The sequence below is a fragment of the uncultured Flavobacterium sp. genome (assembly GCF_963975515.1).
In the GTDB taxonomy this organism is placed as follows: domain Bacteria; phylum Bacteroidota; class Bacteroidia; order Flavobacteriales; family Flavobacteriaceae; genus Flavobacterium.
This window is the reverse complement of record NZ_CAXBGY010000009.1, coordinates 77,492-101,558: the sequence shown is the minus strand read 5'-3', so window position 1 is coordinate 101,558 and position 24,067 is coordinate 77,492. Positions and strand designations below refer to the sequence as shown.

At 32.1% G+C, this 24,067-nt stretch carries 37 protein-coding genes; 7 read left to right on the top strand and 30 right to left on the bottom strand.

All coding sequences use genetic code 11. The features are described from left to right. Positions 1-8: 8 nt before the first annotated feature. From rplO to rpsL, 24 genes are all read right to left on the bottom strand, one after another. Positions 9-461, bottom strand: a complete 453-nt coding sequence (gene rplO / locus AAC008_RS11085) for a 50S ribosomal protein L15 (RefSeq protein WP_026717872.1) — start codon at positions 459-461, stop codon at positions 9-11. Positions 462-472: 11 nt separating this feature from the next. Continuing rightward, a complete protein-coding gene (gene rpmD, locus AAC008_RS11080; protein WP_026717871.1) occupies positions 473-652 on the bottom strand; it encodes a 50S ribosomal protein L30 in 180 nt (59 codons plus the stop codon). Between the two features lie 15 nt (positions 653-667). Beyond that, positions 668-1,192, bottom strand: coding sequence for a 30S ribosomal protein S5 (gene rpsE, locus AAC008_RS11075; RefSeq protein WP_339889351.1), 525 nt, complete (start codon positions 1,190-1,192; stop codon positions 668-670). Between the two features lie 5 nt (positions 1,193-1,197). Continuing rightward, the gene (gene rplR, locus AAC008_RS11070) at positions 1,198-1,548 is read right to left on the bottom strand and encodes a 50S ribosomal protein L18 (protein WP_339889350.1); all 351 of its coding nucleotides are present in this window, start codon (positions 1,546-1,548) and stop codon (positions 1,198-1,200) included. Positions 1,549-1,559: 11 nt separating this feature from the next. Further along, positions 1,560-2,102 carry a 50S ribosomal protein L6 gene (rplF, locus tag AAC008_RS11065; protein ID WP_339889349.1) on the bottom strand — a complete coding sequence of 181 codons (543 nt, stop codon included), beginning with the start codon at positions 2,100-2,102 and terminating at the stop codon, positions 1,560-1,562. 12 nt (positions 2,103-2,114) lie between these two features. Next, on the bottom strand, positions 2,115-2,513 hold the full coding sequence (gene rpsH, locus AAC008_RS11060) for a 30S ribosomal protein S8 (protein ID WP_339889348.1): 399 nt from the start codon (positions 2,511-2,513) through the stop codon (positions 2,115-2,117). 106 nt (positions 2,514-2,619) lie between these two features. Then, positions 2,620-2,889 (bottom strand): 30S ribosomal protein S14, encoded by a 270-nt coding sequence (gene rpsN / locus AAC008_RS11055; RefSeq protein ID WP_026717866.1) that lies wholly within the window; start codon positions 2,887-2,889, stop codon positions 2,620-2,622. 3 nt (positions 2,890-2,892) lie between these two features. After that, the gene (rplE, locus tag AAC008_RS11050) at positions 2,893-3,444 is read right to left on the bottom strand and encodes a 50S ribosomal protein L5 (protein WP_026717865.1); all 552 of its coding nucleotides are present in this window, start codon (positions 3,442-3,444) and stop codon (positions 2,893-2,895) included. A 2-nt stretch (positions 3,445-3,446) separates the two neighbouring features. Further along, positions 3,447-3,761 carry a 50S ribosomal protein L24 gene (rplX, locus tag AAC008_RS11045; protein WP_339889394.1) on the bottom strand — a complete coding sequence of 105 codons (315 nt, stop codon included), beginning with the start codon at positions 3,759-3,761 and terminating at the stop codon, positions 3,447-3,449. Between the two features lie 12 nt (positions 3,762-3,773). Next, positions 3,774-4,142, bottom strand: a complete 369-nt coding sequence (gene rplN, locus AAC008_RS11040) for a 50S ribosomal protein L14 (protein WP_339889347.1) — start codon at positions 4,140-4,142, stop codon at positions 3,774-3,776. A 2-nt stretch (positions 4,143-4,144) separates the two neighbouring features. Next, entirely contained in the window at positions 4,145-4,402 is a 258-nt protein-coding gene (rpsQ, locus tag AAC008_RS11035; RefSeq protein ID WP_338378160.1) for a 30S ribosomal protein S17, read from the bottom strand. A gap of 17 nt (positions 4,403-4,419) precedes the next feature. Then, positions 4,420-4,608: a 50S ribosomal protein L29 gene (gene rpmC, locus AAC008_RS11030; protein ID WP_026717861.1), complete on the bottom strand. Its 189-nt coding sequence runs from the start codon at positions 4,606-4,608 to the stop codon at positions 4,420-4,422. A 12-nt stretch (positions 4,609-4,620) separates the two neighbouring features. Beyond that, entirely contained in the window at positions 4,621-5,046 is a 426-nt protein-coding gene (gene rplP, locus AAC008_RS11025) for a 50S ribosomal protein L16 (protein WP_026717860.1), read from the bottom strand. A gap of 20 nt (positions 5,047-5,066) precedes the next feature. Continuing rightward, a complete protein-coding gene (rpsC, locus tag AAC008_RS11020) occupies positions 5,067-5,798 on the bottom strand; it encodes a 30S ribosomal protein S3 (RefSeq protein ID WP_339889346.1) in 732 nt (243 codons plus the stop codon). Positions 5,799-5,806: 8 nt separating this feature from the next. Further along, on the bottom strand, positions 5,807-6,217 hold the full coding sequence (gene rplV, locus AAC008_RS11015; RefSeq protein WP_339889345.1) for a 50S ribosomal protein L22: 411 nt from the start codon (positions 6,215-6,217) through the stop codon (positions 5,807-5,809). Between the two features lie 6 nt (positions 6,218-6,223). Continuing rightward, the gene (gene rpsS / locus AAC008_RS11010; protein ID WP_026717857.1) at positions 6,224-6,502 is read right to left on the bottom strand and encodes a 30S ribosomal protein S19; all 279 of its coding nucleotides are present in this window, start codon (positions 6,500-6,502) and stop codon (positions 6,224-6,226) included. Between the two features lie 10 nt (positions 6,503-6,512). Continuing rightward, positions 6,513-7,337, bottom strand: coding sequence for a 50S ribosomal protein L2 (gene rplB / locus AAC008_RS11005; RefSeq protein WP_026717856.1), 825 nt, complete (start codon positions 7,335-7,337; stop codon positions 6,513-6,515). A gap of 9 nt (positions 7,338-7,346) precedes the next feature. Continuing rightward, positions 7,347-7,637: a 50S ribosomal protein L23 gene (rplW, locus tag AAC008_RS11000; RefSeq protein ID WP_026717855.1), complete on the bottom strand. Its 291-nt coding sequence runs from the start codon at positions 7,635-7,637 to the stop codon at positions 7,347-7,349. Between the two features lie 6 nt (positions 7,638-7,643). After that, positions 7,644-8,273, bottom strand: a complete 630-nt coding sequence (gene rplD / locus AAC008_RS10995) for a 50S ribosomal protein L4 (RefSeq protein ID WP_339889344.1) — start codon at positions 8,271-8,273, stop codon at positions 7,644-7,646. Beyond that, complete coding sequence (gene rplC, locus AAC008_RS10990) at positions 8,273-8,890, bottom strand: 50S ribosomal protein L3 (protein WP_339889343.1); 618 nt, start codon at positions 8,888-8,890, stop codon at positions 8,273-8,275. The genes rplD and rplC overlap by 1 nt, the downstream gene beginning before the upstream one ends. Before the next feature lie 227 nt (positions 8,891-9,117). Then, positions 9,118-9,423, bottom strand: coding sequence for a 30S ribosomal protein S10 (gene rpsJ, locus AAC008_RS10985; RefSeq protein WP_008254495.1), 306 nt, complete (start codon positions 9,421-9,423; stop codon positions 9,118-9,120). Between the two features lie 11 nt (positions 9,424-9,434). Next, positions 9,435-11,591: an elongation factor G gene (gene fusA / locus AAC008_RS10980; protein ID WP_339889342.1), complete on the bottom strand. Its 2,157-nt coding sequence runs from the start codon at positions 11,589-11,591 to the stop codon at positions 9,435-9,437. A 10-nt stretch (positions 11,592-11,601) separates the two neighbouring features. After that, positions 11,602-12,078 carry a 30S ribosomal protein S7 gene (gene rpsG / locus AAC008_RS10975; protein WP_026717851.1) on the bottom strand — a complete coding sequence of 159 codons (477 nt, stop codon included), beginning with the start codon at positions 12,076-12,078 and terminating at the stop codon, positions 11,602-11,604. A gap of 92 nt (positions 12,079-12,170) precedes the next feature. Then, positions 12,171-12,554, bottom strand: a complete 384-nt coding sequence (rpsL, locus tag AAC008_RS10970) for a 30S ribosomal protein S12 (RefSeq protein WP_026717850.1) — start codon at positions 12,552-12,554, stop codon at positions 12,171-12,173. Positions 12,555-12,756: 202 nt separating this feature from the next. Here rpsL and AAC008_RS10965 point away from each other — a divergent pair, with 202 nt between their 5' ends. The 3 genes from AAC008_RS10965 (at position 12,757) to AAC008_RS10955 (ending at position 16,199) form a co-directional block, all read left to right on the top strand. After that, on the top strand, positions 12,757-14,418 hold the full coding sequence (locus tag AAC008_RS10965; protein ID WP_339889341.1) for a hypothetical protein: 1,662 nt from the start codon (positions 12,757-12,759) through the stop codon (positions 14,416-14,418). 81 nt (positions 14,419-14,499) lie between these two features. Then, positions 14,500-15,234, top strand: coding sequence for a 23S rRNA (guanosine(2251)-2'-O)-methyltransferase RlmB (gene rlmB / locus AAC008_RS10960; RefSeq protein WP_339889340.1), 735 nt, complete (start codon positions 14,500-14,502; stop codon positions 15,232-15,234). Positions 15,235-15,266: 32 nt separating this feature from the next. Next, the gene (locus tag AAC008_RS10955; RefSeq protein ID WP_339889339.1) at positions 15,267-16,199 is read left to right on the top strand and encodes a transglutaminase domain-containing protein; all 933 of its coding nucleotides are present in this window, start codon (positions 15,267-15,269) and stop codon (positions 16,197-16,199) included. 111 nt (positions 16,200-16,310) lie between these two features. On the opposite strand, the gene AAC008_RS10950 is transcribed toward AAC008_RS10955, so the two are convergent. Then, positions 16,311-17,069, bottom strand: coding sequence for a rhomboid family intramembrane serine protease (locus AAC008_RS10950; protein ID WP_339889338.1), 759 nt, complete (start codon positions 17,067-17,069; stop codon positions 16,311-16,313). Between the two features lie 212 nt (positions 17,070-17,281). Between AAC008_RS10950 and AAC008_RS10945 the strand changes: the two genes are divergently transcribed. The 4 genes from AAC008_RS10945 (at position 17,282) to AAC008_RS10930 (ending at position 20,166) form a co-directional block, all read left to right on the top strand. Further along, the gene (locus AAC008_RS10945) at positions 17,282-17,845 is read left to right on the top strand and encodes a Crp/Fnr family transcriptional regulator (RefSeq protein ID WP_339889337.1); all 564 of its coding nucleotides are present in this window, start codon (positions 17,282-17,284) and stop codon (positions 17,843-17,845) included. Between the two features lie 117 nt (positions 17,846-17,962). Next, entirely contained in the window at positions 17,963-18,409 is a 447-nt protein-coding gene (gene yiaA, locus AAC008_RS10940; RefSeq protein WP_339889393.1) for an inner membrane protein YiaA, read from the top strand. Between the two features lie 92 nt (positions 18,410-18,501). Further along, positions 18,502-19,779 (top strand): replication-associated recombination protein A, encoded by a 1,278-nt coding sequence (locus AAC008_RS10935; protein ID WP_339889336.1) that lies wholly within the window; start codon positions 18,502-18,504, stop codon positions 19,777-19,779. A gap of 45 nt (positions 19,780-19,824) precedes the next feature. After that, positions 19,825-20,166 carry a hypothetical protein gene (locus tag AAC008_RS10930; RefSeq protein ID WP_339889335.1) on the top strand — a complete coding sequence of 114 codons (342 nt, stop codon included), beginning with the start codon at positions 19,825-19,827 and terminating at the stop codon, positions 20,164-20,166. Between the two features lie 2 nt (positions 20,167-20,168). Here the strand turns inward: AAC008_RS10930 and AAC008_RS10925 are convergent, their stop codons facing one another. From AAC008_RS10925 to AAC008_RS10905, 5 genes are read right to left on the bottom strand one after another with little or no spacing between them, the layout of a single operon-like run. Next, positions 20,169-20,912 carry a hypothetical protein gene (locus tag AAC008_RS10925; RefSeq protein WP_339889334.1) on the bottom strand — a complete coding sequence of 248 codons (744 nt, stop codon included), beginning with the start codon at positions 20,910-20,912 and terminating at the stop codon, positions 20,169-20,171. Position 20,913: 1 nt separating this feature from the next. Then, positions 20,914-21,600 carry a YjjG family noncanonical pyrimidine nucleotidase gene (locus AAC008_RS10920; RefSeq protein ID WP_339889333.1) on the bottom strand — a complete coding sequence of 229 codons (687 nt, stop codon included), beginning with the start codon at positions 21,598-21,600 and terminating at the stop codon, positions 20,914-20,916. 1 nt (position 21,601) lies between these two features. Beyond that, positions 21,602-22,096, bottom strand: coding sequence for a hypothetical protein (locus AAC008_RS10915; RefSeq protein ID WP_339889332.1), 495 nt, complete (start codon positions 22,094-22,096; stop codon positions 21,602-21,604). After that, a complete protein-coding gene (locus AAC008_RS10910; RefSeq protein WP_339889331.1) occupies positions 22,089-23,417 on the bottom strand; it encodes an FtsX-like permease family protein in 1,329 nt (442 codons plus the stop codon). The genes AAC008_RS10915 and AAC008_RS10910 overlap by 8 nt, the downstream gene beginning before the upstream one ends. Continuing rightward, a complete protein-coding gene (locus tag AAC008_RS10905; RefSeq protein WP_339889330.1) occupies positions 23,414-24,043 on the bottom strand; it encodes an ABC transporter ATP-binding protein in 630 nt (209 codons plus the stop codon). Before AAC008_RS10905 ends, AAC008_RS10910 begins: the two co-directional genes overlap by 4 nt. Positions 24,044-24,067 lie beyond the last annotated feature (24 nt).

Below are 24,067 nucleotides of genomic sequence, written 5' to 3'. Positions count from 1 at the left end.
ACTATTTGTTATAAGATTACTACTTCTCCACCAGCTGCTTCAATAGCGGCTTTTGCAGTAGCAGTAAATTTGTGTCCACTCACTTTAAGTTTCGCTTTTAATTCGCCTCTACCTAAAATTTTAACTAGTTCATTTTTTGTTGCTAATCTTGTATCAACTAAAACTGTAAAATCTACAGTATCAGTTACTACTCCGTTGTCAACTAACATTTGAAGTGTATCAAGATTAACACCTTGATATTCTTTTCTGTTAATATTTTTAAATCCGAACTTAGGCACACGTCTTTGAAGAGGCATTTGCCCTCCCTCAAAACCAATTTTCTTAGAATAACCAGAACGAGATTTAGCTCCTTTGTGTCCACGTGACGCGGTACCACCTTTACCAGAACCTTCTCCTCTACCTAATCTTTTATTTTGGTTGTGCGTTGAACCTTCCGCTGGTTGTAAATTACTTAAATTCATAACTGTATATGTTATTTAGTTTCAACAGAAACTAAGTGTTTTACTTTGTTTACCATTCCAAGGATAGCTTGGTTGTCATCATGCTCAACAACTTGTCCCATTTTTTTTAGACCTAAAGCAATAAGAGTTCTCTTTTGTGTAAGAGGACAATTGATTTTGCTTTTTACTTGTTTTACTAATATTTTTGCCATTTTTTCCTTGAATTATTAACCTTTAAATACTTTTTCTAAAGATATTCCTCTTTGTTTTGAAACTGTGTAAGCGCTTCTCATTTGCAATAATGCATCGAAAGTTGCTTTAACCACATTATGAGGGTTTGATGAACCTTGAGATTTTGATAATACATCATGAATACCTACCGACTCAAGTACCGCACGTACTGCACCACCTGCAATAACTCCAGTACCATGAGAAGCTGGTATTAAAAATACTCTTGCTCCACCAAATTTACCTTTTTGTTCGTGAGGAACTGATTGTCCTTGTAATGGAATTCTAACAAGATTTTTCTTTGCATCTTCAACTGCTTTTGCAATTGATTCAGCAACATCTTTAGATTTTCCAGTACCATGTCCAACAACTCCATTTTCATCACCCACCACTACAATAGAAGAAAAACCAAATGCTCTACCTCCTTTTGTAACTTTAGTAACACGATTAACATTCACCAAACGGTCTTTTAAATCAAGTCCTCCTGGTTTTACTAGTTCTACGTTTTTATAATTATTGATCATATATCTTAGAATTTAAGTCCAGCTTCTCTTGCGCCTTCAGCTAATGATTTAACACGTCCGTGGTATAAATACCCTCCTCTATCAAAAGTGATAGTAGATACACCTGCTTTAAGAGCTTTTTCAGCTACCAACTTACCTACTGCATTTGCAGTTTCAATGTTTGTTCCTTTAGTAACACCTTTCTCTCTTGAAGATGCTGCTACTAATGTAACACCGTTTACATCATCTATGATTTGAGCATAGATTTCTTTATTAGATCTAAAAACAGCTAGTCTAGGTTGTGCAGCAGTTCCGCTCACAATCTTTCTAATTCTGAATTTTATTCTTTGTCTTCTTTCCGTTTTTGTTAATGACATAGTCTTAAATTTTAAGCTGATTTACCTGCTTTTCTTCTTAATACTTCACCTACAAACTTAATTCCTTTTCCTTTGTAAGGTTCAGGTTTACGAAAAGCTCTGATTTTAGCAGCAACTTGACCTAATAATTGTTTGTCAAATGATGATAATTTTACTATAGGATTTTTACCTTTCTCTGATACTGTTTCAACAGTTACTTCAGAAACAACTTCTAGTACAATATTGTGAGAGAATCCTAAAGCTAAATCAAGTCTTTGACCTTGATTAGATGCTCTATAACCTACTCCTACTAGCTCTAATTGTTTTGAAAAACCTTCAGAAACACCAACAATCATGTTGTTGATCAAAGAACGATATAGTCCGTGTTTCGCTCTCTCGTCTTTGTGATCTGATGAACGTTCAACGATAACTTGGTTATCTTCTATTTTTACCGTTACATCAGAAAATTCTTGAGTAAGCTCGCCTAATTTTCCTTTTACTGTAACCACAGCGTCTTTAACATCTACTGTTACTCCTGCTGGAATTGCAATTGGATTTTTACCTATTCTTGACATTTTTCTTTTATATTAGTATACGTAACAAATTACTTCTCCACCAACGTTTTGTTGTTTTGCCATTTTTCCTGTCATCAAACCTTTTGATGTAGAAACAATTGCAATACCTAAACCGTTAAGAATTCTAGGAATCTCTGAAGAACCTGAATATTTACGTAAACCTGGTTTACTAATTCTTTGAATATCTTTTATTACAGATTCTTTTGTTTCTTTATCGTACTTAAGTGCGATTTTGATAGTACCTTGAACAGTAGCATCTTCGAATTTGTAACTTAAAATATAACCTTGATCAAATAAAATCTTTGTGATTTCTTTTTTAAGGTTTGATGCTGGAATCTCAACCACTTTGTGATTAGCTCTCACAGCATTTCTAACTCTCGTTAGATAATCCGCTATTGGATCTGTATACATAACATGTATGAATTACGATTATGGTTTTCAAATGGTACTCACCAAATGAACCTATAACCAGTTAAAATTATTTTTTGGATTGCAAAAGTACAAACTTATTGCGAGATTACCAAGATGCTTTTTTAACACCTGGAATTAATCCTTGATTAGCCATTTCACGGAATGTAACACGAGAAAGTCCAAATTGACGCATATACCCTCTTGGTCTTCCTGTTAATTTACAACGATTGTGTAAACGTACAGGAGATGCATTTTTAGGTAATTTTTGTAAACCTTCATAATCTCCAGCTTTTTTCAAAGCTTTCCTTTTTTCAGCATACTTTTCAACTGTTGCTTCTCTTTTTACCTCGCGGGCTTTCATTGATTCTTTAGCCATATCTTAGTTCTTTTTAAAAGGTAATCCTAGTTCTGTTAATAAAGATTTTGCTTCCTTGTCTGTAGGTGCTGACGTTACGAATGTAATATCAAAACCAGAGATTTTGTTAACTTTATCAATATCAATTTCTGGGAAAATGATTTGCTCTAAAACTCCTAAATTATAATTACCTCTTCCATCAAATCCATCAGATTTAATTCCACCAAAATCTCTTACACGTGGTAAAGCTGAAGTTACAAGTCTATCTAAAAACTCATACATTCTTTCACCACGCAAAGTTACTTTAGCTCCAATTGGCATACCTTTTCTTAATTTGAAAGACGCAACGTCTTTCTTAGAAATAGTAGCTACCGCTTGTTGTCCGGTAATTTTTGTCATTTCTTCAACAGCATAATCTACTAATTTCTTATCAGAAACAGCTGCTCCAACTCCACGGCTTACAACGATTTTTTCAAGTTTTGGCACTTGCATTACGTTTTTGTAACCGAATTCTTCCGTAAGTGCAGAAATTACTCTGCTCTTATATTCTTCTTTTAGTCTAGGTATGTAAGCCATCACTATAATACTTGATTAGATTTTTTTGAGAATCTCACTTTCTTATCTCCTTCTTGTTTAAAACCAACTTTAGTCGTTTCATTTGACTTAGGGTCGATTAAAGACAGGTTAGAAATATGAACAGCTGCTTCTTTCTTTACGATTCCACCTTGTGGATTAGTTGCGCTAGGTTTAGTATGTTTTGAAACCATATTTACACCTTCAACAATCGCTTTATTTTTTTCACGTAGAATAGTTACGATTTTACCTTCTTCACCTTTATGGTCTCCAGCAATTACTCTAACTAAATCTCCTGATTTTACTTTTAACTTTGTCATCATTTTTTAGAATTAAAGCACCTCTGGTGCTAATGATACAATTTTCATGAATTGTTTTTCACGAAGTTCTCTGGCAACTGGTCCAAAAACACGAGTCCCTCTCATTTCACCTGCAGCGTTTAACAATACACATGCGTTATCGTCAAAACGGATGTAAGATCCATCAGCTCTTCTCACTTCTTTTCTAGTACGTACAACAACTGCAGTTGATACAGCTCCTTTTTTTACACTTCCGTTAGGAGCAGTGTCTTTTATAGAAACTACAATTTTATCACCTACAGAGGCATAACGACGTTTCGTTCCTCCTAATACACGGATAGTCAAAACTTCTTTTGCTCCTGTATTGTCTGCTACTTTTAATCTTGATTCTTGTTGTACCATAATTATTTAGCTCTTTCAATGATTTCAACTAATCTCCAACATTTCAATTTACTCATAGGTCGTGTTTCCATGATCTTTACAGTATCTCCAATGTTACAGTCGTTTGTTTCGTCGTGTGCAACGTATTTCTTAGTTTTTAACACGAACTTACCGTATAATGGGTGTTTTACTCTTCTTGTTTCAGAAACAACAATAGATTTTGTCATTTTGTTGCTAGTAACAACCCCAATTCTCTCTTTTCTTAAATTTCTTTTTTCCATCTTTCAGCAGTGTACAATTATTGTAACTTTTTAGTCAATTCAGTAGTAACTCTTGCAACAGATCTTCTTAAAGCTCTTAGTTGTAACGGATTCTCAATTGGAGAAATCGCGTGAGCATTTTTTAGATCAGCGTATGTTTTCTTTAACTGGCTAAGTTTTTCTTGTAACTCAGTTGCTGATAGACTTATAATTTCTGATTGTTTCATAATTAATTTTGATTATGCTTCAAAGTCTCTTGCAACAACAAACTTAGTTTTCACTGGAAGTTTTTGTGCTGCTAAACGTAAAGCTTCTTTTGCAACTGATAGTGGAACACCACCAACTTCAAACATTATTTTTCCAGGTTTACAAACTGCAGCCCAATATTCGACTGCACCTTTACCCTTACCCATACGTACTTCAAGAGGCTTCTTAGTTATAGGCTTGTCTGGGAATACATTAATCCATAATTGGCCTTCTCTCTTCATAAAACGAGTTGCAGCGATACGTGCAGCTTCGATTTGACGTGAAGTTAAGAATACTCCTTTTTCATGAACCGATTTAATTCCAAACATTCCACTAGAAAGTACATGTCCTCTTTGAGAATTTCCTTTCATTCTACCCTTTTGTACCTTACGGTATTTTGTTCTTTTAGGCTGTAACATTTTTTCTTTAGTTTAAATAATTACTTTCTTTTGCGATTGTTTGGTCTACCACCATCTCTTTTTGGCGAAGATCCTGAAGATTTAGACTGTTTTTTGTCCATACCAACTAACGGAGAAAGATCTCTTTTACCGTAAACCTCACCTTTCATTATCCATACCTTGATACCCATTCTACCATAAGTAGTATGTGCTTCAGATAATGAATAATCAATATCAGCTCTGAAAGTTGACAAAGGAATTCTACCTTCTTTGAATTGCTCAGAACGTGCCATTTCAGCTCCATTTAAACGACCAGAGATAAGTACTTTAATACCTTCTGCGTTCATTCTCATAGCTGCTGCAATAGCCATTTTGATTGCTCTTCTGTAAGAAATTCTATTCTCAATTTGACGCGCGATACTTGCACCTACTAATAAGGCATCAATTTCGGGTCTTTTGATTTCGAAAATGTTGATTTGAACTTCTTTGTCAGTAATTTTCTTAAGTTCTTCTTTTAACTTGTCTACCTCTTGGCCACCTTTTCCGATAATAATACCAGGTCTAGCAGTAGTGATAGTAACGGTTACAAGTTTTAAAGTTCTCTCGATAATTATTTTTGATACACTAGCTTTTGATAAACGAGCGTGGATATACTTTCTGATTTTATAATCTTCAGCGATTTTATCACCGTAATCATTTCCACCGTACCAGTTTGAGTCCCACCCTCTGATGATACCAAGTCTATTCCCTATTGGATTTGTCTTTTGTCCCATACTGTTTATTAATTGCTTTGTGTGTTATCTAATTGCCCTAATACGATTGTAACGTGATTAGAACGTTTTCTTATTCTGTGTGCACGACCTTGTGGAGCTGGACGAAGTCTTTTTAACATCGCACCACCGTCTACTCTGATCTCTTTTATAAATAAACCTGCATCTTCAATACTAGCTTCACTATTTTTTTGTGTCCAGTTATTAATAGCTGATAACAATAGTTTTTCTAATTTTCTTGAAGCTTCTTTAGTACTAAATCTTAAAACATTAAGAGCTAGTTCTACTTTTTGACCTCTTACCATATCCGCAACTAAGCGCATTTTTCTAGGTGAAGTAGGGCAGTTATTTAATTTGGCAAAAGCTATAGACTTATTAGCCTCTTTTCTTGCATCTGCTGTTTCTCTTTTACGAACTCCCATTGCTTCTTATTTTTTACCTTTATTTTTCGCACCTGCGTGACCTCTAAAAGATCTTGTAGGTGAAAATTCTCCTAATTTATGTCCTACCATGTTCTCAGTAACATATACTGGAACAAATTGACGACCATTATGAACAGCTATCGTTTGTCCAACAAAATCTGGAGTAATCATTGATGCTCTAGACCAAGTCTTAACAACACCTTTATTACCTCCTTCAATATTAGCTTGAACTTTTTTCTCTAGCTTGTAATGTACAAATGGTCCTTTTTTTAATGAACGTGCCATGTCTATCTAATTATTTCTTTCTGCGTTCAACAATATACTTACTACTCGGGTTAACCTTAGAACGAGTTCTATAACCTTTAGCTGGTATTCCTTTTCTTGATCGTGGATGACCTCCTGAAGAGCGTCCTTCTCCACCTCCCATAGGGTGATCAACTGGGTTCATAGCTACTGGTCTAGTTCTTGGTCTTCTTCCTAACCATCTTGATCTACCTGCTTTACCAGATACGATTAATTGGTGATCAGAGTTTGAAACCGCTCCAATTGTTGCTGAACAAGTAAGCAAGATTAATCTTGTTTCACCTGAAGGCATTTTAATTGTAGCATATTTTCCATCTCTTGCCATCAATTGAGCAAAAGTACCTGCCGAACGAGCAATAACAGCTCCTTGACCTGGTCTTAATTCAATACATGATATAACTGTTCCTAGAGGAATTTTACTTAAAAGTAAAGTGTTTCCAATTTCTGGAATCGCATCTGGACCTGAAACTACTGTTTGACCAACTTGTAAACCATTTGGCGCAATTACGTAAGTTTTTTCTCCATCTACATATGCAAGCAATGAAATGAATGCTGAACGATTTGGATCGTATTCGATTGTTTTAACCGTAGCAGGAATTCCATGCTTAGTTCTTTTAAAATCGATAATACGATACTTTTGTTTGTGACCACCACCTGTGTAGCGCATGGTCATCTTTCCTTGACTATTTCTACCTCCTGAACGTTTTTTCGGTGCTAGCAATGCTCGCTCCGGCTTATCAGTTGTAATAGTGTCAAAGCTATTTACAACTCTAAATCGCTGTCCTGGGGTAATAGGTTTTAATTTTCTAACTGACATCTTGTTTTATTAGATATTATTATAAAAGTCTATTGCTTCTCCTTCTTTCAGTTGTACAACTGCTTTTTTATAAGCATTTGTTTTACCAACGATTAAACCACTCTTAGTGTATTTAACCGATCTATCAGATCTGTAATTCATTGTGTTAACGTTTTCAACAGTAACTCCATAAGAAGCCTCGATAGCTTTCTTAATTTGTATTTTGTTTGCTTTTTTGTCAACCACAAAACCAAAACGGTTAAAAATTTCACCGTCTTTTGTCATTTTTTCAGTAATGATAGGTTTAATTATAACATTCATACCTTCTTATTTACTTAAATTAGTTTCAATTCCTTCTAACGAACTCTCCATTAATACTAATTTATTAGTATTCAAAATACCATAAGTACTTAATTCTGAAGTAGTTATTACACTAGACCCTTTTAAATTACGTGACGACAAATATACATTTTTATTTGAATCACCCAACACAAATAGAGATTTTTTATTATCTAACCCTAAAGCTTTCAAAACGTTAATGAAATTTTTAGTGTTTGGAGCTTCAAAATTGAAGTCTTCAACTACTACTAAATTTTCTTCTTTTGCTTTGATTGAGAAGGCAGATTTTCTTGCTAAACGCTTTAAAGATTTATTCAATTTAAATGAATAACTTCTTGGTCTAGGTCCGAATACTGTTCCTCCACCTTTAAACAAAGGGTTTTTAGCACTACCAGCTCTGGCAGTTCCTGTTCCTTTTTGTTTCTTAATCTTACGAGTACTTCCAGCAACTTCAGCTCTTTCTTTAGCTTTGTGCGTTCCTTGTCTTTGATTAGCTAAATATTGCTTAACATCAAGGTATACTGCGTGATTATTTGGTTCAATTGCGAATACTGAATCAGAAAGTTGTACTTTTCTCCCAGTTTCTTTTCCGTTTACATCTAATACTTTTACTTCCATTACTTCTGAATGATTACGTAAGAGTTTTTATGTCCTGGCACACATCCTTTTACTACTAAAAGGTTTTTGTCTGCAACGACTTTTAAAACTCTAAGATTCTGAATTGTTACGTTATCTGTACCCATTCTTCCAGCCATACGCATTCCTTTGAATACTCTAGATGGATAAGAAGAAGCTCCAACTGAACCCGGTGCTCTTAAACGGTTATGTTGACCATGAGTTGCTTGTCCTACACCACCAAATCCGTGACGTTTAACAACCCCTTGAAAACCTTTACCTTTAGATACACCTTGTACATCTACAAATTCTCCTTCTATGAATAAATTCACATTCAACACATCACCTAAGTTGTGTTTTTCTTCAAAATACTTGAATTCAACGACTTTCTTCTTAACATCTGTTCCTGCTTTCTTGAAGTGACCTTCTTCAGCTTTAATAGAGTGTTTGTCAGTTTTGTCATCGAAACCAAGTTGAAGAGCTTCGTACCCGTCAACCGCTATGGTTCTGACTTGGGTAACTACGCACGGACCAGCTTGAATTACAGTACAAGGAATATTCTTCCCGTTCTCATCAAAGATGCTAGTCATGCCAATTTTTCTTCCGATTAACCCAGACATATTAAACTAATTATTAATTACTACTTATTTTTTGTGCACATTTATATACATACACTCTTTTTTACAAGGGTGCAAATATATAAATATTATTTAATTAATACAAACTTAATTACTTAACTATTTTTAAATGAATAATTCAGCAATCAACTTAGTATTAAAGATTAAAAAAACCGCAGTAAACAAATACTAGCGGCTTTTATTTTAAACTGACTTAACAGTGTTTGAAACTATACTTTAATTTCTACTTCAACACCACTTGGCAATTCCAATTTCATTAAAGCATCAATAGTCTTAGAAGAAGAACTATAAATGTCTAATAATCTTTTGTATGAACTAAGTTCAAATTGCTCACGTGATTTTTTGTTTACGTGTGGTGAACGCAACACAGTAAAAATCTTTTTGTGTGTTGGTAATGGAATTGGTCCAGTTACAACAGCACCTGTACTTTTAACAGTTTTTACAATCTTTTCAGCAGATTTATCTACCAACATGTGATCGTAAGATTTTAATTTTATTCTGATTTTTTGACTCATTTTCTTTAGAATTAAGCGTTACCTTTTGCTTTTTTGATTACCTCTTCTGAAATATTCGAAGGTGTTTCTGCGTAGTGTGAAAACTCCATTGTAGAAGTTGCTCTACCTGATGATAATGTTCTTAATGTTGTTACATATCCAAACATTTCAGATAAAGGCACATCTGCTTTAATAGTTTTTGCACCACTTCTATCACCCATATCATTTACTTGACCACGACGACGATTCAAATCACCTACGATATCACCCATATTTTCTTCTGGAGTAATAACTTCAATTTTCATGATTGGTTCAAGAACTACAGCTCCTGCAGCTTTAGCTACTTCTTTGTATCCCATTTTTGCTGCTAACTCGAAAGAAAGAGCATCAGAATCCACAGGGTGAAAAGATCCATCTGACAATGTAACCCTTAAACTATCCACAGCATATCCTGCTAATGGACCAGTTTTCATTGCTTCACGGAAACCTTTTTCAACAGCTGGTATAAATTCTTTAGGAACGTTACCACCTTTTACTGCATTAACAAACTGTAATCCTACAGCTGGTTTACCATCTACATCTTCAGCTGGTTCTAGTGTAAATACGATATCACCGAATTTACCACGTCCTCCAGATTGTTTCTTATATGTTTCTCTATGCGTAGCTGATTTTGTAAATGCTTCTTTATATTCAACCTGAGGCTCACCTTGGTTAACCTCAACTTTGAATTCACGTCTCATTCTATCTACAAGAATATCTAAGTGTAACTCACCCATTCCTGAAATAATAGTTTGACCTGAAGCTTCATCAGTTCTAACTGTAAATGTTGGATCTTCTTCAGCTAATTTAGCTAAAGCCATACCCATCTTATCAACGTCAGCTTTTGTTTTAGGTTCAATAGCGATACCAATTACTGGATCAGGGAACTTCATTGACTCAAGAATAATTGGGTGTTTTTCATCACACATTGTATCTCCAGTCTTGATATCTTTAAATCCAACTGCTGCTCCAATATCACCTGCTTCGATATAATCGATTGGGTTTTGCTTGTTAGCATGCATTTGGTAGATACGAGAAATTCTTTCTTTATTTCCAGAACGTGTATTCAAAATATACGAACCTGCATCTAAACGACCTGAATATGCACGGAAGAAAGCTAAACGACCAACATAAGGGTCAGTAGCAATTTTAAATGCAAGAGCAGCAAATGGCTCTTTTGTATCAGGACGACGTAATATTTTTGTTTGATCTTCTTCTAATAAATCAGCATCATCAGGATGAATCCCTTCGATACCTTCTTTATCCATTGGAGATGGTAAATATTTACAAACTGCATCCAACATAAACTGAACTCCTTTATTTTTAAAAGAAGAACCTGCGATCATTGGAATGATAGCCATATCCATAGTAGCCGCTCTTAAAGCGTTATTGATTTCTTCCTCTGTTATAGAGTTTTCATCTTCCATGAATTTTTCTAACAAATTCTCATCATAATCAGCAACTGCTTCTATAAGGATAGATCTGTATTCTTTAACTTCATCAACCATATCAGCTGGAATGTCAATAATATCAAAAGTAGCGCCTAATGTTTCATCATGCCATACAATAGCTTGATTCTTCACTAAGTCAACTACACCTCTAAAATCATTTTCTTCTCCAATTGGCAATGTAATTGCAACTGCGTTTGATTTTAGCATATCTCTAACTTGTTGACATACCATTAAAAAGTTAGACCCTTGACGGTCCATCTTGTTAACAAACCCCATTCTTGGAACTCTGTACTGATCAGCTAATCTCCAGTTAGTTTCAGATTGAGGCTCAACACCATCAACTGCACTAAATAAGAAAACTAAACCATCTAATACACGTAACGAACGGTTTACCTCTACTGTAAAGTCAACGTGACCTGGAGTATCGATAATATTAAAGTGATAAGGTATTGATTCCGGTAAAATTGCACCTTGTTTTGTTGGAAAATTCCATTCACAAGTTGTAGCAGCAGAAGTAATTGTAATACCTCTTTCTTGCTCTTGTGCCATCCAGTCCATTGTTGCAGCACCATCATGTACTTCACCAATTTTGTGTGATTTTCCAGTATAGAACAATATACGCTCAGTTGTTGTTGTTTTACCAGCATCAATATGAGCAGCAATTCCTATATTTCTTGTATATTTTAAATCTCTTGCCATTTCTTATTTATTAAAATCTGAAGTGAGAGAATGCTTTATTTGCATCTGCCATTTTGTGAGTATCCATTCTTTTCTTAACTGCTGCACCTTCTTCTTTAGCTGCTGCTAAAATTTCTGATGACAATTTTCCAGCCATAGATTTCTCATTTCTTTTTCTAGCATAAAGAATTAACCATTTCATTGCAGTAGAAATTTTTCTATCTGGACGAATTTGCATTGGTATCTGGAATGTAGCTCCACCAACTCTACGACTACGTACTTCTACGTGAGGCATAACGTTTGTTAAAGCGTCTTTCCATAATTCTAAAGCTGATTTTTCATTATCACCTTTTTTTGCTTCTACAATGTCTAATGCATCATAAAAAACTTTAAAAGCTGTTGATTTCTTACCATCCCACATCAAGTTGTTCACAAAACGTGTTACCAACTGATCGTTAAATTTTGGATCTGGTAAAAGGGGTCTTTTTTTTGCCGCTCTTTTTCTCATTTCTTTTCGTTTGTGTCAAAGTTTAACAATCAAAAGAAGAAAGCACAATACTTTCAAACCTTTAGACATTAACCTTTAGACTGATTTTTGATTTACTTTTTAGCGTCTTTTGGACGTTTTGCACCATACTTAGATCTTCTTTGTGTTCTACCGCTTACTCCGGCAGTGTCTAAAGCACCACGTACGATGTGGTATCTAACTCCTGGTAAATCTTTTACTCTTCCACCTCTAACTAATACTATCGAGTGCTCTTGTAGATTGTGTCCTTCTCCAGGAATGTAAGCATTCACTTCTTTACCATTTGTCAAACGAACCCTTGCTACTTTACGCATTGCAGAGTTTGGTTTTTTTGGTGTAGTAGTGTAAACACGCGTACATACTCCTCTTCTTTGAGGACAAGAATCTAAAGCAGCCGATTTACTCTTCTTAGTCATTTGGGTTCTCCCTAGTCTTACTAATTGTTGAATTGTTGGCATAATTAAATACTAATTTTTCTTGTGATTTATTAATTCCCGCTTTTTTACGGGTTGCAAATGTATGAATATATTTTAACAAAACAAATCTAATTTATTAATTTTCAAAACTTTGTTACTCAATACTTTTACATTTTAAATAATCATTTATAGTTTTAAAAGTTTATTTGAAATTAATTTTGTTTTTTTGCGTTAGATAAATGCTATGAAAAACTTATTTTTTTTATTAATTCTATTTTGTTTTCAACTCTCTTTTTCACAACAATTTGAAATTATTGTTGAAGGAAATAACGCAGCAGAAACAAAAATAATTGACAGCATAGGCTATATCAAAAAACACATAAACGTTGCTTCCATAATTGAAGAACAAAAGTCTTTAGAACAGAAATTTCAATACAAAGGTTATTTTCAAAATAAATTATTACTTCAATCAAAATTAAATGATAGTATATTCTTTTTCAAATACAGTTTAAAAAACAAAGTTCAACTTGTACGTATATATATAGGTATAAATTCAGCAGAAGAAAAAGAACTTTTAAGTCTAGAAAATGATTCCATAAAACTACCTATTGAGAATGTTGAATCTTTTATGCAAAATAAAATCTCTTTACTTGAAAAGAAAGGATATTCATTGGCAAAACTAAAATTAACAGACTACAATCAGGTTGATAATTATTTGGAAGCTAAATTAGTTTTAGATTTAAATCAAAAAAGAAATTTAACCAATATCGTAATTGAAGGTTATGATAAATTTCCATACGGAATTAAAAAAGCGATTTTAAAAAAAGCACGACGATTGGAATTCAATCAAGATAATGTTTCTAAAATTTATAAAGATTTTAATGAATTGCGCTTTGTTACTCAAACCAAATATCCTGAAATTCTTTTCACAAAAGATTCTACTAAAGTTTATGTTTATCTCGAAAAAGCCAAACCTAATAAATTTGATGGTTTTATAGGATTTGCCAATGATGAAAATTCCAATCTTCGTTTTAATGGTTATTTGGATTTACAATTGCAGAATATTCTAAATTCTGGTGAAAAATTGAGTTTGTTTTGGAAAAATGATGGAAAACAACAATCGAGTTTTAATTTAGGAACTGAAATTCCGTACATGTTTAAAAGTCCGTTTGGAATTAAAGCTGATTTGCGAATTTTCAAACAAGACAGCACCTTTCAAAATACAAAGACTGATTTAAATTTAGGTTACTACTTCAAGTACAATTCGAAAGTATATTTGGGTTACCAAAAAACGACTTCGGTTGATATTCAAAACACAAATTCTTTTAGTATCAATGATTTTACGAATACATTTTTGACTTCTACTTTTGATTTTGTTGACTTTAATACTGATGATTTTCTATTTCCTGAAAAAACAAAATTCAATATTAAATTAGGAACAGGAAATCGAACCATTAGTTCTTTAAAAACGAATCAATTTTTTGGACAAGTCAATTTTAGTCACAATTTATATTTGAACGATAAGAACATTATCAATATTAAAAACGAAACTTTCTATTTACAAAGTGATGACTATATAATCAATGAGTTACATCGTTTTGGCGGCATAAATTCGATTCGTGGTTTTAGTGAAAACAGTTTGCAAGCTAATGCTTACAGCGGAATTTTAACTGAATATCGCTACATGATGGCACCAAGTATTTATGCACATTCGATAATTGATTATGGCTATTTTCAAGATAAAACTTCTAATTTGAGCGATAGTTTATTGGGATTGGGTTTTGGTTTTGGACTTTTTACCAAAAACGGATTGTTTAATTTCATTTATGCCAATGGTTCTACAAACGACCAAAACATTAAACTTTCCAACTCAATTGTTCACGTGAGTTTTAAGACATATTTTTAAATAGATTTTCGGATATTCAGATTTTCAGATATTCGGACATTAAAATATTTAAAATTCTAATAAAAACACTATTTTTGCCAAATGGAAAGAGATAATCAAATATTTGGAATACGTGCTATAATTGAAGCAATTCAATCAAAAACAGAAATTGATAAAGTGTTTTTACAAAAGGAACTTCAAGGTGACTTGATGAAGGATTTGATGAAAGCTATGAAACAGAACAACGTTAATTTTTCTTACGTACCTGTAGAAAAATTAAACCGTTTGACTTCTGGAAATCATCAAGGTGCTGTGGCTACTATTTCTCCGGTTTCTTTTCATGATTTAGAAACTTTAATTGAATCTGTTTTGGCTAAAGAAAAAACCCCTTTATTTTTAATTTTAGACCAATTATCTGATGCTCGTAACTTTGGAGCAATTATCAGAACTGCTGAATGCACAGGTGTTGATGGAATTATTGTTCAAAAACAAGGTTCAGCTCCTGTAAATGGTGACACGGTTAAAACAAGTGCTGGTGCTGTTTTTAATGTGCCAATTTGTAAAGTAGATCATATTAAAGATGCAATTTTTCATTTGCAAGGAAGTGGTATAAAAACTATTGCTGCCACAGAAAAAACAGAAAGCACTATTTATAGTTTAGCTTTAAACGAACCTTTGGCTATCATTATGGGAAGCGAAGATAGAGGTGTAAACCCATCTGTTTTGAAAATTGTAGATGAAAAAGCAAAATTACCTATGTACGGAACTATTGAATCATTGAATGTTTCTGTAGCTTGTGGTGCTTTTTTATATGAGGTTGTAAGACAGAGACAATAGATTGCTGATTGAAGAATATTGATTTTAGATTTATGAAAAAGTATATTTTTATTTTAATATCGTGTAGTCTTTTTTCAACCTTAAGTAGTTCTCAAAATTATACGAAAGTTGATTCTATTGTTTTAAAATATCCAAATAAATTTAGTTCTACAGTAAAAATTGCTAAACAAATATCTTCAGATTTCTCAAACGACTTTGAAAAAACTCGAGCTGTCTATACTTGGATTACTAACAACATTGTTTACGACCCAGAAGAATATGGTATATACAACTTTTCATATTCTACAGAGTCAGAATTTAATGAAAATAAAGCTGAGTTTGAAAAAAAGCTTTCATCAAGAGTCATATCAAAAAAGAAAGCTGTCTGTGAAGGTTATTCGACATTATTTAAAGTTATCTGTGATGATTTAAACATTAATTCAAAAGTAGTTTCAGGAAATGCAAAAGCTCATGTTAGAGATATTGGCAATAGATATTATTCTGATCACGCTTGGAATATAGTTACAATTGACAACAAAGAATATCTGATTGACGCAACTTGGGGTGCAGGAACTTATAATAATGGTTTTGAAAAAAAAGTTGATTATTTTTACTTTTTAACTAAACCTAATTTATTCATAAAACAGCATTATCCAGACAATTACGAAGATGCAATTTTAATAGAAAAAATAGATAAACAAGATTTTTTAAACTCACCGCTCATTCATAATTATGACTTTGAACTAATATATCCAATAAGTGGAATTATTAATAAAAAAGAAGTTAGTAAAATTAATTTCAAATTTTTAACAGATAAAAAAGTTAGTTCTATTTCTTATAATATAGACAGAAAAAACTACATTATATCTAATTTTAAAAATGAAAATAATTTAGAGTTTGAATTGAATTTATCAGATTTAAAAAATGGAAGATCCTTACTATTATATTTTGATTATAAACCAATAATTGAATTTAAAATAGAATAATAATCGTTTAACTTTTAATCTATTAACTTAAAAAAAAAGATGCTGAATCAAGTTCAGCATGACAAGATTTAAATAAAACTTCTGAAATCAAAAATCGTTAATCTACAATCGTCAATCTTTCTTAATTCCAATAAAATCATAAATCACTTTTATGGATGAATTGAAATATTCTCTCACCACTTCTTCGGGTTTTGGTGGTGGAGCGAATTTTCCGTCTTCGTCAAAGTTTTTCATAAAAGGATCATTTTCTGGATTGAAATCTGGACTTTCCCAATCATAGAAAATAGCTTTGTCAAACTGTGGTGTTTTTAAGAAATAACTCAATACAAATCCGGTTAGGAATCCAAATAAATGGCCTTCCCACGAAATGTTATTTTTACCAACTTCTGGAAACATGTACCAAATCATTCCTCCATATAATAAGATTACGGTTAAGGAAACCGCAACTAATCTAAAGTATTTGGTAAAAATACCTTTGAAGAAAATAAAACTGACTAAAGCATAAACCAATCCACTAATTCCAATGTGATAACTTGGTCTTCCAATAAGCCATGTTCCTAATCCTGAAAACAGGATTCCTATTATGACTACGGTTACAGATTGTTCTCTATAGAAATATCGTAAGAACAATAAGAGTACAAACAATGCAATCGAATTATTAAACAAGTGTTCTAAATCTCCATGAAGAAATGGGCTAAAAATAATTCCTTTTAATCCAAAACCTGTTCTTGGATAAATTCCGTAATGTGCTAAATCTACGTGATAATGATGTTCTACCCAAAACACAATCCATAATACTAATACAAACAACAACGGAAATAGAATTACCGATGGTGTGAATTTGAATGGATTGTCTTTTATTTTGTTCATATTTATTTTCCGTGAAAACGGAAATCATTTTTATTACACAGAGTTTCTCAAAGGAAACGCAAAGTTTCACAAAGAATTGTTTGTGTTTGTTCAAAGATAAAGCCAAATGTTTTTTTATGCTTATTTGTCATAAAAAAACATATTTTGTCATAAAAACACATTTACTGTAGTATAACATTGTACAGTCGACAAAAAGCTATTATATTTATTTCGTGGAAAGATTAAGAAAAATATTATCCGAAAAAGTAAGTATTTCTGAAAGTAATTGGCAATTTATTGCTTCTAAACTGCAAGAAAAAGAATTTAAAAAGAAAGAATTCCTAATCACATCAAATGCCATTGAAGATAAAGTTTATTTTGTCTTAGAAGGTGTTTTTCTATTATTTATAGGGCTAGCTGAAAAGGATGTCACCATTGATTTTGGATTTCCAAACAAGTTTTTAAGTAGTTATTCTTCTTTTTTAACACAAACTCCAAGTGTTGCATGCATTCAAAGTTTAACTAAATCAAAAGTTATATTTATATCGCGAGAAGATTTGTTTGAAATATATAATCACACTAAAGTTGGAGAATCAATAGGACGAATTTTTGCTGAAGAATTTTTTAGATATAAATCAAAACGAGAATTGAGTTTCCTAATTGAATCACCAACTGACCGCTATTTAAATTTAGTAAAAGAACAGCCTCAATTAATTCAAGAAATTCCTCAAAAATATTTGGCTTCCTATATTGGAATAACTCCACAAGCCTTGAGTAGAATTCGCGGAAAAATTTAATAATAGCGAATTTGTTAACCCAAGTTCATTGTTTTCAGTACAACATCTTGTTTTCTTTGCTTTAGAAATTTAAACTAAAAAATTATGGAAGCAAATCAATTAAGTAACACTGAAAAAATGACTTACAATTCAAAAAACAAAAATCTAGAAGCATTTGTACTGCAAAAACCTACTAATGCTTTTATTGGAGCCTCATGGATTGCTCTTTTAGCTGGAATGGTTTCATATTGCATTGGCCTATGGAATGCAGAAATGCTACTCAATGAAAAAGGATATTATTTTGCTATTTTATTATTTGGACTATTTTCTGTTATATCGGTTCAAAAATCGGTTCGAGATCGATTAGAAGGAATTCCTGTAACGGATATGTATTATGGAATTAGCTGGTTTACAACATTAACATCTATTCTTCTTTTAGTAATTGGGCTTTGGAATGCTGACTTACTATTGAGTGAAAAAGGGTTTTATGGGATGTCATTTTTATTAAGTTTATTTTCTGCCATAACGGTTCAAAAAAACACACGAGATTTATTATTATCAACTAATAACGATAAATCTGAATAACAGACATCTTCATTTACAAATAAAAAAGGTTTGAAAGTAAAGTTTCGAACCTTTTTGTTTTCCTTAAAAATGAAAAAATGTAATTTTACCAAATGGAAGCACCACTAGCCGAAAGAATTCGACCAAAACAATTATCTGAATATATTAGTCAACTGCATTTAGTTGGTGAACAAGGTTCGTTAACGCATCAGATTGCGAAAGGAATTATTCCTAGCTTGATTTTGTGGGGACCACCTGGAACGGGAAAAACGACTTTGGCTCAAATTATGGCTGAAGAAAGTAAACGTCCATTTTACATTTTGAGCGCAATTAACAGTGGTGTGAAGGATATTCGTGAGGTTTTGGACAAAGCAAAACAAAGTGGTGGCTTGTTTACGGCAAAAAATCCGATTTTGTTTATTGATGAGATTCACAGATTTAGTAAATCGCAACAGGATTCATTGTTGGCTGCTGTTGAGAAAGGTTGGGTGACTTTAATTGGTGCTACGACAGAAAATCCGAGTTTTGAGGTGATACCGGCTTTGTTGTCAAGATGTCAGGTTTATGTTTTGAATCCGTTTTCGAAAACTGATTTGGAAGCTTTGTTGCATAGAGCGATGGAAACCGATGCTTATTTGAAAACAAAAGATATTCAACTGAAAGAAACGGAAGCTTTATTGCGACTTTCTGGTGGTGATGGTCGAAAATTATTGAATATTTTTGAATTAGTCATTAATGCAAGTGAAGGAGATTTAATTGAAATTACGAATGAAAAAGTAATGCAATTAGCGCAAAAAAACACAGTTTTATATGATAAAACAGGTGAAATGCATTATGATATTGTTTCGGCTTTTATAAAATCGATTCGTGGAAGTGACCCAAATGGTGCGGTTTATTGGTTGGCTCGAATGATTGAAGGTGGTGAAGATGTAAAGTTTATTGCTAGAAGATTGCTGATTTTAGCTAGTGAAGATATTGGAAATGCAAATCCGACAGCTTTGATAATGGCAAACAATACGTTTCAGGCTGTGACTGCGATTGGTTATCCTGAAAGCCGAATTTTGTTGAGTCAATGTGCGGTTTATTTGGCAACTTCCGCTAAAAGTAACGCGAGCTATATGGCCATTGGAAAAGCGCAACAAATTGTAAAACAAACTGGTGATTTGCCTGTTCCTTTACATTTGCGAAATGCTCCAACGAAATTAATGAAGGAGTTAGGTTATGGTGATGAATATAAATATTCGCACGATTTTGCCAATAATTTTGCTGAACAGGAATTCTTACCTGATGATTTATCGGAAACTAAATTCTTTGATCCTGGAGAAAATGCTCGTGAAAAGGAAATTCGTCAGTTTTTGAAGAATCGTTGGAAAGGGAAATATGGGTATTAGGTTATGGGTTATGGGTTATAGGTTATGGGGTGAAAATAGTAAATCATGAAAAAAATATTTTTTTTTATTCTGATTCTTTTTATAAGTTGTCAAAAAGAAGTTGTTGATGAGATTTCTTTTGATGCTTCAAAATGGAGTATTAAAAAAGAAATGGATTATCCTTTTAGAAATCAAATGCTTCATGGTTTGATAAAAAGTGACACGTTGAAAAAATTGAAAAAAGACTCAATTTTAGAATTACTTGGTAAACCAGAACGAATTAATGAAAATCATTTATATTACATGATTGCTCAAGAACGTTTAGGTTTTTGGCCATTGCATTCTAAGTTTTTGGTTATAAAGGTTGACAAAAAAGGTGATGTCGTTTTTGTGAAGATTTATCAATAAAATTAAAACTTTACCTCAACTTTTTCAACTACTAATTCATTGTTTTGATAGCTTTCAAACTTTGAGTTCATTCCGTTTAAAGTAAAAATTCCTTGAAAATTTCCTTTTTTTGCAATAAATATTGTTGGATTTGAAGTTTTTAATAATTCAAATTTTATGTTTTTGTTTTCATCAACTAAATTGTAACCGTTTTTTGTAATTTCTGAATTTAAACCTTTAGAATTTGAATCATTAATTTTTATAGGGTTTACATCTACATGTATTTCTGGTTCTTCTATTTTTGTAACTTCAACTTCATTTTTAGAAACAGCTATTTTTGAGCTGTTTGGATTCTTAAATTTTGTAAAACCTCTTAAGGACACTAAGGCAATTCGAGTTGCTTCATTATAAGCTCTGTCAAAACTTTTATCTCTTGACTCTCCTTCTTCGCTAAAAGTTACTGTGTTATTTTGGCAATCTTTTAATTCAACTTTAATCTTTGTTTTAAACATATTACTCTCTTCTTCTAAGTCTAAAAACAAAGCATTACATCTATTATTTGCAATATCTTTTGGTAAGTTGTCTGTTGTATAATAAACTTTAAATCCTTCTTTTTCAAAAAATGATTTACATAATACATTTAAATTATATTGATTTTCTTCAGTTAAAAAATCAAACTTTTTAGGCATAATGATTACTTCATAATAATCTTGAGCTACTGACATCAGTGAAAACAGCAACATTGATAAAAAAATAATTTTCTTCATTTTATAATATGTTTTTTAATTCTAAAAGATGATTTACTTGGTAAACATCGTGTTTTATTTCTGTTTTATTTTCGTTGAAAAAGATTGCGTCTATTCCAAAATCTAAAGCTCCTAAAATATCGGCTTCAAAACTATCACCAATCATAATACTTTCTTCTTTTGATGCTTTTGCAATAGCTAGAGCATAATCAAAGATAATAGGATTTGGCTTCTTTTGTCCTGCTAATTCTGAATTTGTTATGGTCTCAAAATAATGTCCGATGTTTGAATTATGCAACTTCTTATCTTGAACTTCACTAAAACCGTTGGTAATAATATGTAATTGATAATTTGGCTTCAAATAATCTAACAACTCAATTGCACCGTCAAAAAGATGGTTGTATTCAGGTAAATATTTAATATAATCATCCGATAATTGATGTATGATTTCATCAGAAACTTCAAAATGTAAAGCATCAAAAACATCTTTTAATCTGTAATAACGTAAGTCTTGATGTGAAATTTGATTGACTTGATACAACTTCCAATAATATTGATTTCTTGGAATATAAATATTTAGAAACTCTTGTAAAGAAATATCAAATCCTTGATTTTTAAATATGGCATCAAATGCAAAACCTGAATTCTTATCAAAATCCCAAAGCGTATGATCTAAATCAAAGAACAAATGTTTTTTATGTTTGAACATCTTATTTTTTTACAATTACAGCATCTTCGATATGATAAATCCAATCTTCAATATCTGTTTCGTTGTATCTAAAAGTTCCTTTTAAAGTTACGTATTGATCTGTATTTAGTTTTGGCAAACTTCCTCTAAACTTAATTCCTGCTAAAGTTTCTGGCCCAGATTTTCCACAGAAAAAACAAGCTGCAAAAACGTTTTTACTAATTGCAAAACTCTTTGAATCAATTGGTATAATAAAACCACTTATTACAACAGTCTTTTTTCCTAATGCTTTTAATTTAGGATTTACAACAGGAAATTCAACTTCTCCGTAATCTTTAACTGTTTTTTTACTGTATTTAATTTCTCCTAATAATTTCCAAGTCAAAGTATCTTCTGCAAAAAATGCATTTGAAGATGATTTAGATTTAATTTTTAATGAAGTTTTTTCAGAATTTGAAAAACTAAATAAGAAAAATGCAATAAAAAATGCTGCTACTATTTTGGTAAAATTACCCATTTGCTAATGTTTTTGATATATTTAAATTATAGGCTTTTATAGCCGGAATTAACGCTGCAATGATTCCTACAAAGATAGTTAGTAAAAATAGAATTCCTTCTTTATCCCAAATAAATTCATAAGGATTGAAACTCATTTTAAAATCATCTTCTGCTGAATTGGAAAGCACCATCAAGGCAATTCTTCCAAGAATCGTTCCAAAAAGAAATCCCACAACACATAATAATAAGCTTTCTATCATTACTAACATTAAAAGCTTAAATCTTCCTGCTCCACTTACTCTTAATAAGGCAAATTCAAACTTTCTTTCTTTTAAAGTATTGAATAAAGCAATGAATATTGAAATTCCAGAAATCAACATGATTCCGTAAGCTAGATAACGTAATGCATCAATTCCGATTCCGAATAATTTGAATAAACGATTGACTTCAATTGCTGGTGAAGCTACTTGCATTTTTGTATTTTGTGCAATGATTCTTGGCCAAGTTACAATTCCCATTTTATTTCTGAACTTCAATAAAATAGCTGTAATTTCCATTCCTGGTTCATCTATAGTTAAATCGTTTTCATGATCATCGTGAATATGTCCTTCTTCTCCATGTGCTGGACTTTCTGAAACATGTTCGTGCTCATCATCACTATGTATGTGGCCTTCTTCTCCGTGAGCAGGATTTGTAGAAACTTCCTCATCATGATTATGTTCTTCGTGACTTCCGTGCATTTGCCAAACACTTGGAATGTTGCATAAAATCAAATTATCTACAACTTTTCCGGTTTTTTCAGTAATTCCAACAACAGTGTACGCTTCATTTTCGTGAACTTCTCCTTCTGCTGCATCACCATGTGAACCAAAGAACTTATCTCCTACTCTAATGTTTAATTTTTGAGCAATATCATTTCCTATTACAACTTCAAAATTATGTTCAAACAACTTTCCTTCTGAAAGAATTGCACCATATTTTTCTAAATAATCATGCGTTGTTCCAAGAATTTTGAAACCTCTATAATTATCTCCAAACGCTAGGGGAATTGCTTTTTCAACAAAAGGACTTTTCATCCAAACTTTTGTAGAATCATAACTAATATTTCCTGTTGGTGCATCAACTTGATAAACTGACGAAAGTATTAATTGCAAAGGACTTCCTTGTGCTCCCATTACTAAATCTACTCCATCAATATTACTGTTGAATTTTTCTTCAAATTGTTTTTCTAGTAAAATTAAAACCGTAATTATCGCGACACTTGACATCAATAAAATGACACTCAAAATAGTGTTCAAAGGTTTAAACCAAATGTTTCTCCAAGCTAATTTTGCTATCATATCATTGTTATTTGGTTGTGAAACTTCTCTTTAATTCTGTTATCATGCGTTACTATAATTAAAGCTGCTTTGTATTCTTTTGATAAAGAAGTTAACAATTCTATTACAGTTTCAGTGTTTTTATCATCTAAACTAGATGTTGGTTCATCAGCTAAAAGTACTTTTGGTTCGTTGATTAAAGCTCTAGCAATTGAAACACGTTGTTGTTGTCCAACACTTAATTGTGAAGGCAATTTCGATGCATGATCTGTTAATCCTAATTGACCTAATAGTTTTTTGGCTGTAGCCGAATTTTTCTTTCCTGTTGCTAACCAACTTGTCATTTCTAAATTCTCTAAAATTGTTAAAGAAGCAATGAAATGTGGTTTTTGAAAAACAATTCCGATATTTTTTCCTCTAAAAGAATCGTTTTTTCTTTCGGATAATGTAACTATATCTGTTTTATCAATTTCTATTGTGCCTGATTTTGGACGTAATAAACCTGCCAACAAATGCAAATACGTTGTTTTTCCTCTTCCTGAATTCCCTGTAATAAGAATTGTATTTCCTGCTGTGCAAAATAATGCTGGCATGTGAAATAATTCTCCTTTTGGATATTGAAATGTAATGTCTTTAGTACTTATCATACTTTTTAAATTCTAATTTCTGAA